Source organism: Synechococcus sp. H55.7, from assembly GCF_047462395.1.
GTDB lineage: Bacteria > Cyanobacteriota > Cyanobacteriia > Thermostichales > Thermostichaceae > Thermostichus.
This window is the reverse complement of sequence record NZ_JANSJD010000014.1, coordinates 1-18277: the sequence shown is the minus strand read 5'-3', so window position 1 is coordinate 18277 and position 18277 is coordinate 1. Positions and strand designations below refer to the sequence as shown.

Sequence of the window (18277 nt, the reverse complement as noted above, 5' to 3'; positions counted from 1 at the left end):
AAACCGGAGACAGAGCAGAAGGGCCGGCAACTTGCCCACCGATACAGAAGAGGTGCTTGGCCCCCTTCACTGCCAAGCTCCAGGCGGTGGAGAACAACGTTGGGTTGGCTCCTGGGGGAACGGATCCCGACAGCTCGCCAGCTCGACTTCCGCGCCGGCATGACCGGCTTGGCTTTAATCATTGCCCTATTCCTGACAGGAGCACGTCTGGTTTATTTGCAACATCAACAGGCGCCCCTGTTGCAGCAGCGAGCTGAGGCCCAGCAGCGGGCTCAGTTGAGACCCTTCATCCCTCGTCGCTCGATTGTGGATCGCCGCTCCCTTGCCCAGCAGCAGGCAGAATTGCTGGCCGTGGATCGCCCTGTCTATACCCTCTGGGCCCATCCTCGCCTCTTCGGCAGCACCCCCGAGGACATTGCCGCTGCCCTTGCTCCCCTGTTGCGGCGGCCGGTGGAACAATTAACGCGACAACTGTCGGCCAATCATGCAGTGCGGGTGGAGCGTTGGGTATTGCAGGAAGTGGCCGATCAAATTCAGGCTCTGCATCTGGATGGCCTAGAGCTGGTGAGCGAGCGGCAACGCATCTACCCTCAAAAAGAGATGGTTGCCGAGGTAGTAGGCTATGTGGATCTGGATCATCAGGGCCAGGCGGGAGTGGAATATTCTCAACAGGAGCTGCTGGAGCGTACTGTGCAACCTGTCACTATTCCTCGCGATGGCTACGGACGACTGCTGGCTGCCGAGGTGCCGGAAGGGCTGCTGCAATCCCGCGAGATGGTGCTGCAGCTCACCCTGGATATGCGCCTGCAAAGGGCTGCCCGCGCCGCCCTGAAAGCTCAACTGCAACGGTTTCGAGCGCTGCGGGGCACGGTGATCGTCCTCCAGCCCCACACGGGGGAGATCTTGGCTCTGGTGGCCGAACCTACCTACGACCCCAACCGCTACTTCGAGTATGACCCCGGCCTTTTTCGCAACTGGGCTGTAACGGATTTGTATGAGCCGGGATCCACCTTCAAGCCCATCAACATCGCCATTGGACTGGATGCCGGCGCCTTTAGAGCCGATGAACGGGTGTATGACGAAGGACGGATCCTGATCGGTCAGTGGCCCATCCAAAACTACGACTACCACCAGCGGGGAGGCCATGGCTGGATGAGCGTCACCGATATCCTGCGCCAGTCCAGCAACGTGGGCATGGTGCATCTGATGCGCAAACTGGATCCCCGCCAGTACTACAATGCCTTGGTACGGTTGGGATTGAATGAGCGCAGTGGTGTGGATCTGCCCTTTGAGCCGGCCAGCCGTTTGAAGCCGCTGCGGCAATTCGTAACCGTGCCGGTGGAGCGAGCCACCGTTGCGTTTGGCCAGGGGCTGGCCCTCACCCCCCTGCAGTTGGCCACTTTGCATTGCATCATCGCCAACGGCGGGCTGAAAGTGCAGCCCCATGTGGTGCGCGGTCTGGTGGAAAAGGATACAGACACCTTGGTTTGGGGATCCCCGCAACCCCAGCCGGTGCGGGTGCTGTCGGAGCAGGCCACCCTGGCGGTGCGCATCCAGATGCGGGACGTGGTGGATTTTGGCACCGGGCAATCGGCCAAGATCGAGGGGTATGAGATCGGCGGCAAAACAGGTACCGCCCAGAAAGCAGGGCCGCGGGGGGGCTATCTGCCCGGCAAACGCATCACCAGTTTTGTGGGCTACTTCCCGGCCCTTCGCCCCAATTACGTGATCCTGGCAGTGCTCGACGAGCCCCAGGGGGAAGATGCTTTCGGCTCGACGACGGCGGCTCCCGTGGTTCGCTCGGTCATTGAGGAGATCATCACCCTAGAAGGGATCCGCCCCAATTCTACCGAGCGTGGCTACAGCAACTGAAAGCGGGGGCTAGGATCTTCAATTAAGTTTAACTAGAGCTTTAACTAAATAGCAATGGAACGGATCGTGGCGTCGATCCCTAACTCCCCTCTCCCTGAGGGAGAGGGGCCGGGGGTGGTCGCGTGAGCGGCGCGGAGCGCTTGGGCCTCAGGGAGAGGGGCCGGGGGTGGTCGCGTGAGCGCTTCAGGAGTGTCTGAAATAAACAGACGTTCAAGACTTGTCGCCCCTGGGATCCAGCTTAACCTCCGCACTTTTCCAGCTCAGCTTGGAGTTGAGGTAGAAGTTCCAGAATACAACAATGCCGATCGCAATTAGGTTGGCCAACAGATAATGAATGCCCAAGCGCTCGCTTAGCAAGATCACCAGTGAAGAGTTAAGAAACAAGCCGATCAAGCAGATGACATTAAACTTTACCAGCCGCTTCAGGCGATTCAAGAGACCCGGCTGCAATCGGGTAACATGGCGAAATGTCCACAGATCGTTCCACAGGAAGTTATTGAGAATGGCCACTTCCGAAGCGATCAGCTTACTCGTGATGAGATCCCATCCTAAGTTGTCCGGATCGTGTAACAAATAGAGCAAAACCATGTCCACCACAGTGCCTGACAGGCCGACTGTGCTGAAGCGCAAAAAGGATCCCACCTGTCCTAGCGAGAAGCGCAGGTGGATGAGATGGTGGAGATACTGAAGACAGGTTTGCAGTTGAATTTTGCTCTCGCCGTTTTGGCGCTCCTGAAAGATGTAGCCGACTTCAGCAATGGTTGTCACCCGGCCCCGTGCCAGCACCTCGATCAGCAGTTTGTAACCCTTGGGGCTGAGCGGGATCCCGGCAATAGCCTGGCGTCTGAGGAGGAACAACCCGCTGAGAGGATCCGACACCCGCCTGAAAACCCCTGGCAGCAAAACCAGCCCGATTGCTTGAGCTCCCCGAGAGACGAGGCGCCGGCCCAAGTTCCAGTGGCTCACCCCCCCCGACTCCACGTAGCGGCTGCCCACCACCAAATCTGCCCCTCTCTGCATGAGCGGCCACAGTTTGAGGACGATCTCCGGCGGATGCTGCAGATCCCCATCCATCACCCCCAGCACCTCGCCGCGAGCAGCTTGCCATCCCCGCAATACGGCTGTGGCCAAGCCCCGTTCCCCCTGGCGGCAGATAACTTTGAGTTGGGGAAACTCCTCTTGCAATTCCTGGGCCAACTTGGCGGTGTAATCTGGGCTGTTGTCATCCACCACGATCAGCTCATAGGCTCCGGGTAGAATCGCGTCGAGGTGGGCGCACAACTGGCGAATCAAGCTGCCAATGCTGGAAGCTTCGTTGTAGGTGGGAATGACCAACGAAAGTTGAACAGGGCTGGGGTGGGATAGAGATGGGATCTGAATGGGAACTCCAGAAGCTTTGGGATGGGTAGATGAAGCAGGAGCTACATGGGGCATAAAGACTCTGTCCCGCTGACGCGAACAGGAGGCCATCCAAAAAACAATGGCAGGGGATCCCAACTCTGGGCCGTCTTGACTTGATCCGCAATTAATCCCTTATCCTACCGATGGATCAGCTTCAGGACTAGACCTTTCTCTACCTACCCAGCGATTCGCAAGGGTGCGCTCGGCTGAGAGGAGCCGGTGGGCGGGGGCATCGACATCGGCATTTGTGCCTGGTCAGGCTCCGGCAGCGAGGGGGCAGGGGTGACGCTGGGATAGGGGATGCGCTCGTGGTTGGATTCCCGCCACACCTCTACAAAAGCGTCTGCCACCACCTCCAAATCCTGCAGCGTCAGGCCGCTATCGACCAGTTGGCCATCCTGCCAACGGGCCTGGGCAATTTTGCGGACAACAGCCTTGGCCCGCTCAACCACCTCAGGGCCAAAGCCGTCGCTCAGGGTCATGCTGCGCAGGGCCGCCTCACAAGCATCGGCAAGCATTACCACCCCTGTCTCCTTGCTCTGGGGGATGGGGCCATCGTAGCGGAACAGCTCCTCGGGCACCGACTGATCCCCGGCTTTCATCTGGGCTTGATGGTAAAAGTAAGCAATCAGGATCGTCCCCTGGTGCTCAGGGATAAAAGCTTGGACAGCGGTGGGCAGATTGTATTGCTTGGCTAGGCGCAGCCCATCGCTGACGTGGGCCTTGATGATCTGGGCGCTGCGATAGGGATCGTCCAGTTGCGTATGAGGGTTGAGGCCGCCCATCTGGTTTTCGATGAAGTAGCGGGCCTGCAGCATTTTGCCGATGTCGTGGTAGAGGGTGCCGGTGCGCACCAGCTCCACGTTAAGGTTCAGCTTCTGGGCAGCTCGTTCCGCCAAGGTGGCTACAAACAGGGTGTGCTGGAAGGTGCCGGGGGCTTCTGCCGCCAGCCGTCGCAGCAGGGTGCGGTTGGGGTTGCTCAACTCGATGAGGCGAATGGGGGTGGCCAGGTCGAACAAGCGCTCCAGGTAGGGGCTGGCTCCCAGCGCCACAATGCTCCACCCCAGCGTGATCCCTCCCCCCAAGGCCATCGCCAATAGGTCGATGCCGCCAGTTGTGGTCAAGCTAACAGCCGCATAGGTGAGCATCTGCACCGCCGCCGCCCCTCCTCCCAACAAGGCCAGCTCTTCCCGAGAGCGGGAGCGCCCGGCCAGGGCGCAGGCCACCACACTGCCGGAAAGCAAGGGTGCGAAGGTGAGCAGATTGGCAGAGGAGACCAACGGCAAAAGTAACGCCTGGCCCACCACCACCACCAGGCCCAGCCCTGCCCCGTAAAAACTGCCCAGCAACAGCCCCACCGCCGGCAAGGAGCTGAACTCCAGCTTGAACAAAGTTGCCACAAGCGGAGCAGTCAGGGAAACCATCAGGATCAACACCCGATCCCGGCGGCGCAATCCCGGCTGCAAGCGTTGCTGCAAGGGGACGAAAATGGCCAAGCCCAAGCCCATAACGCCAGCCACCCCCACCAGGCCCCAGACGTTGATCCTGCGCTGGGTAAACCCAAAGTGATCCAAAATCAAAAAGAGCTCGGGGGTGATGATCTGATCTGCTCGCACAATCACCTGGTTTTCCGCAACCGAGATCAGGACGGGCTCAACTTTTTCCAGCTCGGCGCGAATGCGCTGCTCGGTGCGCTGCGGATCCACCTCCAGATTGGGGATCAGCACCTGCTGCAGCCACTGATAGACCAGCCCCTGCAGCTCCTGCCGCTGGGCGGCACTGCCTGGAAAGGCCAGCTCGTCCAGTTGGGCTTGGATCCCTTCAGCGCGCACCTCGCGGGGCAGGCCATCCACAATGCCTATCTTCTGCAGGCGCTCCAAGACCCGCCGGCTCAGTCCCTGGAGCTGCTTCCACTCAGTCTCTGTTAAGTTGAGAACCGTGGCCGGGACAGGGAGGGTGAGCTGCTCCAGAGCCGCCAGAGCCCCTTGGTAGCGCTGTTGTGCCGCTTCCACCTGGGCAATTAACTGGGTATAGGGATCCGTGGCCGCCGTCTGAGTGGCCGCCCCATCCAACCAGGCCCGCTGCCAAACCTCGACCAGCTCTTGCCGGGCCCGCTGCTCTGGAAAAAGCGGCTCCAGACGTCCAGCAACCTCTTCCGACAGAGATTGAGTGGCTGCACGGGTGCGGATGGCCTCTTGTCGGACACGAGCCTGAAGGAGTTCCCACTCTTCTGGGGAAAGCTGGCGCAGGTAGATCTGCGTTGGCAGAGATAGCAACTGGACAGAAACATAGGGCAGAGAACCTGCCTCTTGTCGGATGGCCTCCACCGCTGCCAGGAGAGCCTCCAGATTTTGCCGCATGCTCTCGTTGGCGGTGCTGTTGATTTTGAGGGCTTGCACCACGCGCCGTCGCGCCTCGGCCTGCCGGGCCTGGGTAGCCTCCACATCTTCGATCTCTGCCGCAGCAGGAGCGAGGAAGGTTTGCGGGGAGCGGCTGCCGACGGTCAGTTGCGGCTCGTTGTAGTAGCGGATCCCGTGAACAGCAGTGAGGGAGAGAAGCGCTAGGGCATAGCCGGCAACCCGCTCCGGCAGGGGGGGCCTGCTCTTGCGAGGAGAGGCTGCCTGGCGTCGCCGAGTCCAGTGTTCCACGATGGGGCTGAGCAGGTTTTTCATGCGATTTGCCTGGCAGCGTCTTTCTCTTTTCTATCCCCTTTTGCCCCCCTAGCCCAGGAGATAGCCTAGTCGCCAATGGTAATCTGCCCGATCATGCCCGCTTCGGCGTGGCCGGGAATGGTACAGGCCAAAGAATAAACTCCAGATTTCAGGGGAATAAACTGCCACTCCACTGCCGCACCTGGCTTCAGCTCCAGTTCTCGGATCTGGCCCTTGATTTCCACACCGGCCACTTCCAACTTGCGAGTCCAAACGGCATCGGCAAAATCTTTGGCGCTGAAATAGTGCTTCAACTGGCTGGGGTTGCTCAAGTGCAAACGGTAGAGGTTGCCGTTGCGAAAAAAGAGCTCCTTGGGCACAAACACCAACTGGTTATCGGCAGTACCTAACTCGACAGCTTTGTCCTGGGGCGTTTGCCGCGACAGATCCCGCGCCCAGGCCGGATGCGGGATCCCGCCGATCGACATCCCCAGACAGAGGCTCAATATCAGGAGATAACGCAACCCACGCAACATAACCCCAACATGGAAACTCGGCCTGAAAACCCAAGATAGCAGCTCAAGCGGGAGTGAAGAGATCTGCGCCTTGGCAGAGCTGCACCGTCGGGACTGGCCCGCCCACTTCCAGTCGTTCCATCGCCACAGCGGCAACGTAGCCCTCGGCAACCCGTAGGGGCAGGGTCAGCCAGCAGGGATCCCCGGCCCCGGCCCTGGCTCCGGCCAGCCCCACGCCCATGGCTTTCAGGAGAGCTTCTTTCTGCGTCCACAGCTCCAGGAAAACCCTCTCCCGCTCTGCCGGTGGACAGGCCAACAGACGAGCCTGCTCGGCGGCGGAAAAATAGCGTCGGGCAATGCGTTGCCAGCGGGGCACGGGTCGGATCCGCTCCAAGTCCACGCCAATTCGACGCTGCAACGTCAAGCCAACCAGGATCCACTCGTGGGAGTGGCTGAGGTTGAACTGCAGCGGTAGGGGTGGATCCGGCCAATAGGGCTTGCCGGTGGAGCTGTGGTCGAGGGGGATCGCCCGGGGCGGAATGCCGCTGTAGCGGCTGAGCAAGCTGCGCAACCCAAGACGACCGGCCAGAAAGCGGCACCGATCCGCCGGCAGTTGTAAACGCTCTGCCCGCCGGCATTCCCCAGGAGAAAGCATGTCGAGCTGGGGAAGCAACTGCTCCAACGGGGGTACGCTCCACAGCCAAAGGTGCGCCTCCCACTTCCCCGGTAACGGCTGCAGGGATCCCGCCGGGGAAGCTGCTCTCTCGTTGCAGTTGGGTATGGACAGTCCTAGAGAATAAGGATGCGGTAACATGACCTTGAATTGGTGGGGTTGGCAACACCACCTAGACAGTACACCCCTTCCTGCAGGCGCCCGCGAGGCTCGGCCCGACCTGATGTCCTCTTTCCACTATCCACCCCGCCCAGACCGTGTCCGCGCCGCTCGTCAGCAGGCCATTCGCCAGGGGATCCTCTGGCTGTTGTTGGGATTCACGGCTGTGTTGGCGGGCTCTGCCGGTGCCTTCTTGGCTGTGATGTTGCCCCGTCCGGTGATCCCCACTTCCCTCACTCCCGGCGAACAAGAAGCCTTCCGTCCGGATGCTTTGCGGGCTGCCGCTCTGGATCGCTCCTTGCACATTCTCATCCTCGGCACCGACAACCCGGATCCCACCCTGCCCTTGTCCACAGAACGGGAGCGTCTCAACACCCGCACCGACACCATCCTCTTGGCCCGTTTTGATCCACAGGCGCAGCGGATCACTGTCCTATCCATCCCTCGCGATACCCGCGTGCGCTTGCCTGGCTTTGGTGTAACCAAGATCAATGCGGCCAACTTGGCAGGGGGCCCGGCGCTGGTGGCCCAGGTGGTCAGCACCTTGCTGGGCGGGATCCCGATTGACCGCTATGTTCGCCTCAATACCGAGGCCCTGGAAGCTTTGATTGACGCAGTGGGGGGTGTGGAGGTCTATGTGCCGGAGCCCATGCACTATGTGGATCACACGCAGCAGTTGTTTATTAACCTAGAGCCTGGCTGGCACCGCCTCAACGGCGAACAAGCCCATCACTTTGCCCGCTTCCGCCGCGACCACCTGGGCTTGGGAGATATCGGTCGGGTACAACGGCAACAGGAGCTGCTGCGGGCCCTGAGCCGGGAACTGCTCTCCCCTGCCGTCTGGCCGCGCATCCCGAAGGTTTTGCAGGTCGTCCGCACCCACCTGGAGACCAACCTCACCTGGGAAGAGGTTCTGAGCTTGGCCAAGTTCGTCCTCACCTCTGGGGACGATCGCATCGACCTGGTGCTGTTGCCGGGCCGCTTCAGCCAGCCGGGAGAGTTTGCCACCAGCTACTGGCTGCCAGATTTGGCCGGGATCCGCCGCCTGGCCGTGACCCACTTTGGCCTGGAGGCGGAAGTAGCTCCCATCTCGCCGCACCGCCTGCGCATAGCTGTGCAAAATGCTACCGGAAAGCCGGGGATGGCCCGCCGCATGGTGCAAGAACTGGTTCGACAGGGCTATACCCAGGTTTTTGCCGTCGAAGACAGCCCCCAGGTGTTGCCGCAAACGGAGATCCTCGCCCAAAGCGGGGATCGGGAAGGAGCCAAGCAGGTTCGCGCTGCCCTTGGCCTGGGAGAGCTGCGGGTGGAATCCACCGGCGTTCTCAACTCCGACATCACCATTCGCGTTGGGCAAGATTGGGCCCACCAGCTTACCCTTGATATCGACCAGGCGCAGAGTCCGGCCAGAGGGGCTCAGCTCTAGAGCCGGTTCGGTTGCGGGTGCGGATTTCTGGAAAAAGTTCAGCTTGTCGGGGCCTTTGCTACCTCTGTAGATTGGCACTGAGCTTGTTGAAGTGCCGAGCCATCTATGACTGTGCTGGAACAGGGATCCATCACCATCCACACCGAGAACATTTTCCCCATCATCAAGCAGTCTCTCTATTCGGATCGGGAGATTTTTTTGCGGGAGCTGATCGCCAATGCTGCCGATGCCATTGCCAAGCTCAAGATGGCCAAACTGGCCGGCGAAGTGGCGGATCCCCCGGAGCCGGAGATCGTGATCGCGCTCAACAAAGAGGCCAAGACCCTCTCGGTCAGCGACACCGGCATTGGTATGACTGCCGAAGAGGTAAAAAAGTACATCAACCAGGTGGCCTTTTCCAGCGCTGAGGAGTTTATTCAAAAGTACAAAGGCAAAGACGCAGAACAGGCGATCATTGGCCACTTTGGCCTGGGATTCTATTCCTCTTTTATGGTGGCGCAGCGGGTGGAGATCGACACCCTTTCCTATCAGCCCGGCAGCACGCCTGTGCAGTGGTCTTGCGACGGCAGCCCAACTTTTACCCTTTCCGATTCGCAGCGCTCCGCCATCGGCACCACCGTCACCCTTTACCTCAGCCCGGATAGCGAGGAGTATCTGGAGCCAAGCCGCATCCGCGAATTGGTGCGCAAATACTGCGACTTCATTCCCGTCCCTATTAAACTCAACGGAGAAGTCATCAATCGCCAGAAGCCCCTCTGGAAGATTCCTCCCTCTGAGCTCAAGGATGAGGATTACCTAGAGTTTTACCGCTACCTCTATCCCTTCCAAGAGGATCCCCACTTCTGGGTACACATCAACACGGATTATCCCTTCATCGTGCAAGGGATCCTCTACTTCCCCAAGTTGCGCCCGGATATCGATCCCACCAAGGGCCAGGTCAAGCTATTTTGCAACCAGGTTTTTGTCCAGGATAACTGCGAAGAAGTCATTCCCAAATTCCTCCTGCCTCTGCGCGGTGCCATCGACAGCCCGGATATTCCCCTCAACGTCTCCCGCAGCTTCCTGCAAAATGATCGCACCGTCAGGCGCATCGGGGATCACATCGCCAAAAAGGTGGCGGATCGCCTCAACGAGCTTTACAAAGAAGACTATGAAAAATATGTCAAGGTCTGGCCCGATATCAGCCTCTTCATGAAGTTTGGGGCGATGAACAACGACAAGTTCTTCGCCCAGATTAAAGACATTCTCATCTTCCGAGTGGCCGGATCCCCTGCCGATAAACCGGAGTACGTGACCCTCAAAGCATACCTGGAGCGCACGCGGGAAAAGCAAAACAAGCGGGTTTACTACGCCACCGACGAAGCAGCCCAGAGCGCCTACATCGACCTGCACCGCTCCCAGGGCCTGGAGGTCATCATGCTGGATAGCTGGATCGACAGCCATTTCAGCAGCTTCCTGGAGCGGGAGTATCGGGAAGAAGGGATCCAATTTAAGCGGGTGGATTCCGAGCTGGACGAGACGCTGATCCAGAAAGACAAAGCTGCCGATCTCGTCGATCCCATCACACAAAAAACCCGCAGCGAAAAGCTGGTGGATCTGTTCCGTCAGGCTTTGGGCAAAGAGAAGCTGCAGATCAAAGCCGAGGCCCTCAAGTCTGAGTCGGTTCCGGCCATGATCCTGCTGCCGGAGGCGCTGCGGCGCCTGCAGGAGCTCAATGCCATCCTGCAACAAAAGCCCATAGAGTTTCTGGAAGAACACACCCTGGTGCTCAACACCGCCCACCCCTTGATCCAAAACCTGCAGGCTCTGGCCGAGGAGGGGCGGGATCCAGAGCTGGTCAACCTTATCTGCAACCACATCTACGATCTGGCGCTGATTACCCAGAAAAGCTTTGACCCCGCAGCCGCACGGGCCTTTGTGCAGCGTTCCAATGAGGTGCTCACCCGTCTAACCCGCCGTCAGTAGGCGGCACTCTCCAAAGTTACCCCCGGCTGCAGCGCCTCTGCTCCACCGGGCAGAGAGGGACGGGAGGCCGCTCCATTGTTGCCAGCCCTGTCACTCCCTTGCAACAGGGGAGCCACTTGGCGCATCAGGGTGGCCATCTCCAAGGCACTCATGGCGTATTCCCAGCCTTTGTTGTTCTTGATCCCGGCCCGCTCCAGCGCCTGCTGCAGAGTATCGGCGGTGAGGATCCCGAAAATGACTGGCACGCCGGTGCGAAAACTCGCTGCCGCGATCCCCTTGGCCACCTCTGCCGCCACATAGTCGAAGTGAGGGGTTTGGCCGCGAATTACTGCCCCCAGGCAGATGATGGCATCGTAGCGGCGGGACTGGGCCAGTTGGTGGGCTACCACAGGCACCTCAAAGCTGCCCGGCACCCAGTAGTAGTCCACCTGCTTGCTCTCCGGGCCGACATCCACACCATGCCGCTTCAGCCCGTCCTGGCACCCCTCCAACAATTTGCCGGCAATCAAGTCGTTAAACCGACTGATAACAATCGCCAGACGCAGATCCGCCGTCTGAACAAAGTTGCCCTCGTAAACTGCCATCTACACTGCTCCAGACCTGAAAGACAAGCGGGTCGACCAACACGGCAAAACCGCGCTTTCCCATCCTAGTTCACTCCCCTACCTCAAGCTCCGTCAAAGGACGGGGGACAGGGGTTTGCCTTTCCCCGGGGAGATCTCGCCAAAACGCATAGATCAGGGCTTATGATTTAGTAGTGAACCTTTAGTTTTTCCTAATTGTCCATGAAGGCCATTACCTTGCACCAACTGCAAATCTTCGAGGTTGCTGCTCGTCACCTGAGCTTTACCCGGGCTGCCGAAGAGCTTTACCTGACCCAGCCCACGATTTCCATGCAGATCAAGCAATTGAGCAAAGCCGTGGGGTTGCCGCTGTTTGAGCAGGTGGGCAAGCGGCTGTATCTCACCGAAGCGGGGCAAGCTTTACACCAAACCTGCGACAAAATTTTCGAACAATTGAATCAATTCGAGATGACCCTTGCCGACCTGAAGGGGTTAAAACAGGGACGGCTGAGCATTGGGGTGGTCACCACCGCCAAATACTTTATTCCTCGTCTTCTGGGGCCATTCTGTCAGCAGTATCCCGGTATCGACGTCGCCCTTAAAGTAATCAACCGCCAGCAGGTTTTGGAGCGGCTCGGCCACAACATGGACGATCTCTACGTGATGGGGATGCCGCCGGAAGATTTGGATGTGGTGGCGCAACCTTTTCTGGAAAACTCTTTGGTGGTTATGGCCCCCATTCATCATCCGCTGGTGGGCCAAAAGCGGATCCCTCTGGCGCGCATTGCCCAAGAACCCTTCTTGGCCCGCGAACCCGGATCTGGAACGCGCATGGCGGTGGAGCGGCTTTTTGACAAACACAACTTGAAGTTAAATATTCGCATGGAGATAGGCAGCAGCGAAGCCATTCGCCAAGGCATTGTTGGTGGACTGGGCATTTCGGTTTTGTCTCAGCATGTGTTGGCTTTGGGGGGATGGCAACATCATCTGGCTATTTTAGATGTGGAAGAGTTCCCCATTCGGGGGTTTTGGTATTTGGTCTATTTGCGCTCCAAGCGCCTTTCGGTGGTGGCCAAAGCTTTTGCCGACTTTCTGCTTTCACAAGTTTCTCAAATGGATTTGGACTTTGTGGCTAAAGATCAGCACAAACCCAATTCCAATCCCAGTCTGGATCCGCTTTCTGGCAAAGAGGCCGAACCATAGCCGAAACCTCTTGTTGCAACTCCGGAACGCCTTCAAGGTCACGGGTAAAAAATACTCGCAAAAAGGCCAGGTAAGCCCGCGCCCACTGGTCCTCGGGATCCAGCTCGACAATTTGTTGAAAATGCCGCTGGGCTGCTTGTGGCTGCAGCAGCACTGCCAACATGAGGCCCAGTTGGTAGTGGCTTTGGATTTGCCGGTTCACTCGACCCTGGGCAGCGGCCTGTTGCCATTGCCCCTCTAGCAATTGGCGTGTCAGGGTGCGATCGGGATCCGTCAGAAAAGTCGGGTATTGCAGGGTTGTCCAGGCATTGAGGTAAAGGGAGAGAGTTTGCAGATCCCCAGCAGCAGCAGCTCTGGCCGCCTCTTGGAGAGGAAACAAGGGATCCATCAAAAAAAGGGATCCCTCCTTTTGGAAGCTGAACAGGAATCCTCTCCAGGGCTGGTGGAGGGCATGGCGGATCCCATTGGGCAACTGCCAATCCAGGTGGAGAAAGCTCCCCTTCGAGAAGTCGGCTGTGGGCAGCGTCAGGATCTCTTCCACCAGCCAGACACCCGTTGAGCTGAGCTGCAGGCGGTTCTGCCCCACCACCCAGGCGCGCTCGGCCAACACCTGCCCTTGGGAATCTTCCAGCCACGCCCAGGCCAGGGTTTGGGCCAACTCCTGAGCCGGGCCTTGCCAGCGCAGCCGCCAGGCCGGGATCCCCAGCTCCGACAGCGCCTCAACCTCCACCAACTCCACCTCCCCAGCTTCAAGAGGCGACTCCTGCACCGTCACCCGTGGCCGGCGGGGAAAATAAGTCTGCAGCCGACCCACGCTGGGCAACTCTACCCCAGGTTCTTGTCGCCAGTCCGGGCTGCTGCGCAGGTGCTGCCGGATCTGCTCCTTGGCCGGGCCGTAGGGGCCGACAATTCCCTGTTCCCCCGCAGCATCTACAAACCCGTCCAGCAAGGATAGCTCCAGTTCCGGCCAGGGGGTTTGCCCGGCAGCGCGGAACGTGACCGGCCAGCGCTGGAGAGCCGCCAAGTAAGTCAGCGTTTCCGAAGAAATGAGCTCGGTGTTGGGAAGAACGCCCAAGGTGGTGGTTAAACCCGGCTGGAGCAACGTCTCAATCCACTGGGTCAGCTCCTGGGCGGGGCGCTGCCCCTGCCACTGCATCGGGATCCCCCTCCAGAGAGGGGCCACGCCTGGGGTGAGGGGCCGACCCAAGCTGGCCAAGGCCAAGCAGCCCAGAACCAGCCCCGCGCAGGCTCCCCTTTGCAAAGCCCACCCGCCCCAGCCCTCCCCCAGCCACCGATAAGCTTTTTGCATCCCACCTGCCGACAACACCGCCAAAAGGGGCAACAGGGGTAGGGTAAAGCGCACATCTTTAATATCCACCACGGTGTAGAGAAGATAGCCCGAACTGTAGGCGGCCCACAGGACTGCCTCTCGCCGGTCCAGGGATCCCAGCAGCGTCAGCAGCGGCAAGGGGCACAAAAAAGGGCTCATCTGCAGGGGCAACCAGCGCAAGTAGGCAGTCCACCAACACAGGGATCCAGCCCCACAGGTGACGTAGTAGTGGGCAGTACTGGCATAGCCCCACCCATTGCTGAGCACAAACAGCCAGTTGGCTCCGTACCAAGGCCAACACAGCAGCAGCGTCACAGCCAGGCCCAACCCCATCTGGGCCACAGGGATCCCTTTTTGCCACCCCACCGCTTTTCTGCTGCGCCAGAAAGCCTGACCTGCAGCCCCCACCAGAGGCAGCAGCAAAAACAGCACCCCTGTCCACTTGGTCAGCAGCACCGCCGCCACCCCCGCCCCCACCCCCGCCGCCCCCCGCCAGGACGGCTCCTCCGCATAGGCCCACAGCGCGCAAAAAGCCAGCGTCACCGCCACCACCAGCGGCAGCTCCAGCATGTAAACATGAGCCAAAGCCGTGATCCCCGGATAAAGGAGTACCAGCGCCGCCGCCAGCCAGCCCACTTCCCAAGAGCGATAGACCCGCCGCCCCAGCCGCTGGGTTGCCAGGATCAGAACCCCCAGCAACACCCAATTGAGCAATTGCCCGTCAGCACGGCCGAACGGATGCAGAGCTGCCAACGGGATCCCCAGCCAGTAGGCCAAAGGCGGGTAGCGCTGGTTAAGGTGGAGCAACTGCTGCCACCAGATCTTTTCCCAGCGAAACCGCCCCAGGTGAAGCCCAAACGCCTGCGCCTGCAGCAGATGCTGCGCCTCATCCCAGGCCGGCGGCAAGGGATCCGTCCAATTCCAAATCACCAGCAGCAGCAGCGCCGCCATCCCCAGCCCGGCCCAGGCCTTGAAAAAAGGGATCCCCAACCGCCCTCTTTCCCCCGCTAGCCGGCTGGATGCCCTCTCCATCGCCACCTCACCTTAGCCCTGCTCCCCAACGCTACACTCAACTTGGGCTGCCCTCAGAGATCTAGAGACATCTTGGCCCCGCGATCGACAAAATTACCCCGCCTTCCCATGACCGCTTCACTCGCTGGCCCCACAGGCGTCTGGATCCTCCCCGATCAACTCCATCCCCAACAATCCGCCCTCGCCTCCCTCTCCGCCCTACCCCCTCGCTGCGTTCCCATCATCCTCATCGAATCCCACACCTGGGCCAGCTCCCGCAACCACCATCAGCAGAAATTGGTGCTGGTGTGGTCGGCCATGCGCCACTTTGCCCAAGAACTGCAACAGCGGGGCTACCCGGTCACCTATGTGGAAGCCGACGGCTATGCCGAGCCCCTGCAAACCTGGGCCAAGCAACAGCAACTGCGGCAAATCCGCCTCATGCAGCCCGCCGATATTCCCGTCCGGGATGAGGTAGAAAAGCTGCGGTCTGCCCTCCCCTGCCCCCTCCTGATCCTGGAAAACAACCACTTCCTCTGGACAGCTCGCCAATTTATCGACTGGGCCACAGGCCGCAAGCGCCTGCTCCTGGAAGACTTTTACCGCGAAGGGCGCAAACGCTTCCGCATCTTCATGGACGGCTCCCAGCCTCTCGGCGGGCGCTGGAACTACGACCGGGAAAACCGGCAGCCTCCCCAGCCTGGCCGGCGCTACCCGCCGCCTCTGACGTTTCCTCCCGACGCCATCACCCAGGCCGTGATCACAAAAGTCAAGCACCATTACGGCCATCACTTCGGATCTTTAGAGGGATTTGGCTGGGCTGTCACCCGTGCCCAAGCCCTGCAAGTGCTCGAAGACTTTATCCGGCACCGCCTGCCCCACTTCGGCCCCTGGCAAGACGCCATGCAAGCCGGCGAGGACTTCCTCTACCACTCCCTGCTGTCCCCTTACCTCAACTTGGGCCTGCTCACCCCCCATGAAGTCATCGCCGCCGCCGCACAGGCCTACCATCGCGGCGGGATCCCTCTCCCTTCGGCGGAAGGCTTCATCCGCCAGATCCTGGGCTGGCGGGAATACCTGCGCGGCTTCTACGAATACCAAATGCCCCAGGGCTATGCCCAGAAGAACTTCTTTGGCCACTACCGCCCCCTGCCGGACTTTTTTTGGACGGGCGAAACCGACATGGCCTGTCTGCGGCACACCCTAGGGCAAATTCGCCGCCATGGCTATGCCCACCACATCCAGCGACTGATGGTTCTCAGCAACTTTGCCCTCATCAGCGGTATCCAACCCCAAGCGGTGGAAGCGTGGTTTCACGACGTGTTCATCGACAGCTATGACTGGGTGATGCAGCCCAACGTCATCGGCATGGGCCTTTTCGCCGACGGGGGCATGCTCTCCACCAAACCCTACGCGGCCTCCGCCCAGTACATCCGCAAAATGAGTGACTACTGCCGCCATTGCCGCTACAATCCCAGCGAAAAGATGGGCGAACGGGCCTGTCCCTTTAACACGTTTTACTGGGACTTCCTGTTGCGTCAGCACTCCCTCCTATCTCCTTTGGGCAGGATGAAATGGGTACTGGCCCATCTGGATCGCATGGAACCAGAGCTAAAAGCCCAAATCCAGGCGCAAGCCGCCGCCTGGTGGGATCCCTGGCCATCTATGCCCAACGAACAGAGTTCATCTCAGCTGCAATCTGTCTGAGTCTAAATGGGTATCCGAAGGTATCCGGTAAAATTGAGGCACCCCCTCTCCACCTGTCGCTTTGTCGAGGATCACCAGCCATGAAATGTCCCCGCTGCAGCAAACAAGAAATCCGGGTTTTGGAATCTCGTTCGGCAGAAGGCGGCCAGAGTGTGCGGCGGCGGCGAGAATGCATGTCCTGCGGCTACCGCTTCACCACCTACGAACGCATCGAGTTCATGCCCATCATGGTCATCAAACGGGATGGATCCCGCGAAAGCTTCAATCGCAACAAGATCCTGCAGGGGGTGATGCGCGCCTGCCAAAAAACCCCCGTCACCGTCAGACAGATGGAAGAGCTGGTCAACGAGATCGAAGAAAAACTGCAATTGGAAGATGCCCAAGAGGTAACCACTCTGCGCATCGGCGAGATGGTGCTGGAGCGCCTGCAACACCTGAGCGAGGTGGCCTATGTACGCTTTGCCTCCGTCTACCGCCAGTTTCAGGGTATAAAAGACTTCGTCAACGAGCTGGAACAGTTGGAGCCACCTCTTCGACAGAAGCTGGAGCGGCTGCTGCGGGACTCTTCCGCCTCAGATTCCGAATCCCCAAGTTCCCCAGACTTGGTGGGGGGATATTCTTGACAGACTTCCCGTAGCCAAAGCCAGAGACTTCGCGGCGCTTCTCGGTAACTCAGGAACGATAGCCGCCAACAAGCCCAGGCGATCCCCTGGGTCAGCGAGAAAAGGGCGCTTATGGGTGAGAAAAATTGCTGTAAGAGGTCGCCCATTGCAAAGGCTTAGCGGTATGCTTGGGGTAGCAATCACTGCTCACACTAACGCTAGCGCTGCACATCCTCAGACTATCGATGTTCAGCACTACCCCTAAAGAGCCCCCCGTGTGTCTCAGCTCTCTGTCTTTTCAAGTCAATCCCAACTTATGCAATACGATTTTCGGGGTTCTACCCCCTCTGGCACTCGCAACGGCAACCTCGGTGGTTTGCCTCGCAGCGGCTTTCGCTCCCCTGCCCCAAGAGAGACGGGGCCAGGAGTCGTACCGATGCAAGCATATCAACAAGTGGCCGAAGAGTTGAATGCCGCCCGTCAGCAGGTGAGTCGGCTCTCCTCCGAAAACCAGCGCCTGCGCGCTTTGCATCAGCAGTTGTCTGGAGAGATTGCCGCCATCGGCCAAGAGTTCCAGGGGCAGTTGGGCCAGGCCCTGAAGCGCCTACAGCAAATCAGCCTACAGCTTGCTGATGCCACTGGGGTTTCTGGAGCATCTTTCCAGCAGGACAGTTCGATTGCCGATCCCAGCCAACCGGAAACTCCCCCCAGCTACGATTTTTTGAATCGCCTCAAGCGCCGCCAGGCCCGCAGCGAGACCTCCTCCTTCTCGTCCAATAGCTTTGCCTCGCCCCCCTTGGACTCTCTCCGCCGCTCTCCACCTTCCACCTGCCTGCGCCAAGATAACCCCCGCACCGGGTATCAGGTTCCTTCCCTGGACGAGTTGATGCAAGATCCAGTCGGCTCAGATCCCTATCTCGGCGAGGCAGAATCCTTTTCCCATCCCAGCGGCATCTACCAGCGGGTACGGGAGCAACATCACGGATCCCAGGGATCTCCCGTGCTTTGGATGGCCGCCGCAGTCCTTTTGGTGGTTGGTTCTTTCGGGCTGGGATTTCTGGCTGTACAGCCCTTCTTGCGCAACAACCCGCCACCTGTGCAGGCGCCCTAAAGTTATGGAAGGACTAGCCCCCCCTTGGGTGGTGGGGGGGCAGAGGTGAGCCTGGCACCGAGCTAGGTTACCGGCGGGTCACCCCACC

13 protein-coding genes are annotated in these 18277 nt (G+C 59.7%); 7 read left to right on the top strand and 6 right to left on the bottom strand.

The window, feature by feature from the left end:
• Positions 1-99 precede the first annotated feature (99 nt).
• Positions 100-1872, top strand: coding sequence for a peptidoglycan D,D-transpeptidase FtsI family protein (locus NW851_RS08330; RefSeq protein WP_414335118.1), 1773 nt, complete (start codon positions 100-102; stop codon positions 1870-1872).
• A gap of 210 nt (positions 1873-2082) precedes the next feature.
• On the opposite strand, the gene NW851_RS08325 is transcribed toward NW851_RS08330, so the two are convergent.
• The 4 genes from NW851_RS08325 to NW851_RS08310 all read right to left on the bottom strand — a co-directional run bounded on the left by NW851_RS08325 (position 2083) and on the right by NW851_RS08310 (position 7121).
• Positions 2083-3342, bottom strand: a complete 1260-nt coding sequence (locus NW851_RS08325) for a glycosyltransferase (protein ID WP_414337756.1) — start codon at positions 3340-3342, stop codon at positions 2083-2085.
• A gap of 107 nt (positions 3343-3449) precedes the next feature.
• Positions 3450-5945: an HD family phosphohydrolase gene (locus tag NW851_RS08320; protein ID WP_414337753.1), complete on the bottom strand. Its 2496-nt coding sequence runs from the start codon at positions 5943-5945 to the stop codon at positions 3450-3452.
• Between the two features lie 65 nt (positions 5946-6010).
• Positions 6011-6412 (bottom strand): plastocyanin/azurin family copper-binding protein, encoded by a 402-nt coding sequence (locus NW851_RS08315; protein WP_414337750.1) that lies wholly within the window; start codon positions 6410-6412, stop codon positions 6011-6013.
• Between the two features lie 91 nt (positions 6413-6503).
• A complete protein-coding gene (locus NW851_RS08310; RefSeq protein ID WP_414337747.1) occupies positions 6504-7121 on the bottom strand; it encodes a 4'-phosphopantetheinyl transferase family protein in 618 nt (205 codons plus the stop codon).
• A gap of 130 nt (positions 7122-7251) precedes the next feature.
• Between NW851_RS08310 and NW851_RS08305 the strand changes: the two genes are divergently transcribed.
• Positions 7252-8697 (top strand): LCP family protein, encoded by a 1446-nt coding sequence (locus tag NW851_RS08305; protein WP_414337744.1) that lies wholly within the window; start codon positions 7252-7254, stop codon positions 8695-8697.
• 105 nt (positions 8698-8802) lie between these two features.
• Positions 8803-10662 carry a molecular chaperone HtpG gene (gene htpG / locus NW851_RS08300; protein ID WP_414337741.1) on the top strand — a complete coding sequence of 620 codons (1860 nt, stop codon included), beginning with the start codon at positions 8803-8805 and terminating at the stop codon, positions 10660-10662.
• Here htpG and ribH read toward each other — a convergent pair.
• Positions 10656-11246, bottom strand: a complete 591-nt coding sequence (gene ribH / locus NW851_RS08295; protein WP_414337738.1) for a 6,7-dimethyl-8-ribityllumazine synthase — start codon at positions 11244-11246, stop codon at positions 10656-10658. The genes htpG and ribH overlap by 7 nt on opposite strands.
• 201 nt (positions 11247-11447) lie before the next feature.
• On the opposite strand from ribH, the gene NW851_RS08290 reads away from it, so the two are divergent.
• On the top strand, positions 11448-12428 hold the full coding sequence (locus NW851_RS08290; RefSeq protein ID WP_414334941.1) for a LysR substrate-binding domain-containing protein: 981 nt from the start codon (positions 11448-11450) through the stop codon (positions 12426-12428).
• Here the strand turns inward: NW851_RS08290 and NW851_RS08285 are convergent.
• Entirely contained in the window at positions 12358-14790 is a 2433-nt protein-coding gene (locus tag NW851_RS08285) for a phospholipid carrier-dependent glycosyltransferase (protein ID WP_414337735.1), read from the bottom strand. The genes NW851_RS08290 and NW851_RS08285 overlap by 71 nt on opposite strands.
• A gap of 108 nt (positions 14791-14898) precedes the next feature.
• Between NW851_RS08285 and NW851_RS08280 the strand changes: the two genes are divergently transcribed.
• From NW851_RS08280 to NW851_RS08270, 3 genes are all read left to right on the top strand, one after another.
• Positions 14899-16476: a cryptochrome/photolyase family protein gene (locus tag NW851_RS08280; RefSeq protein WP_414337732.1), complete on the top strand. Its 1578-nt coding sequence runs from the start codon at positions 14899-14901 to the stop codon at positions 16474-16476.
• An 80-nt stretch (positions 16477-16556) separates the two neighbouring features.
• Positions 16557-17099 (top strand): transcriptional regulator NrdR, encoded by a 543-nt coding sequence (nrdR, locus tag NW851_RS08275; RefSeq protein WP_414334944.1) that lies wholly within the window; start codon positions 16557-16559, stop codon positions 17097-17099.
• Between the two features lie 415 nt (positions 17100-17514).
• Positions 17515-18189 (top strand): WXG100 family type VII secretion target, encoded by a 675-nt coding sequence (locus tag NW851_RS08270; protein WP_414337728.1) that lies wholly within the window; start codon positions 17515-17517, stop codon positions 18187-18189.
• Positions 18190-18277 lie beyond the last annotated feature (88 nt).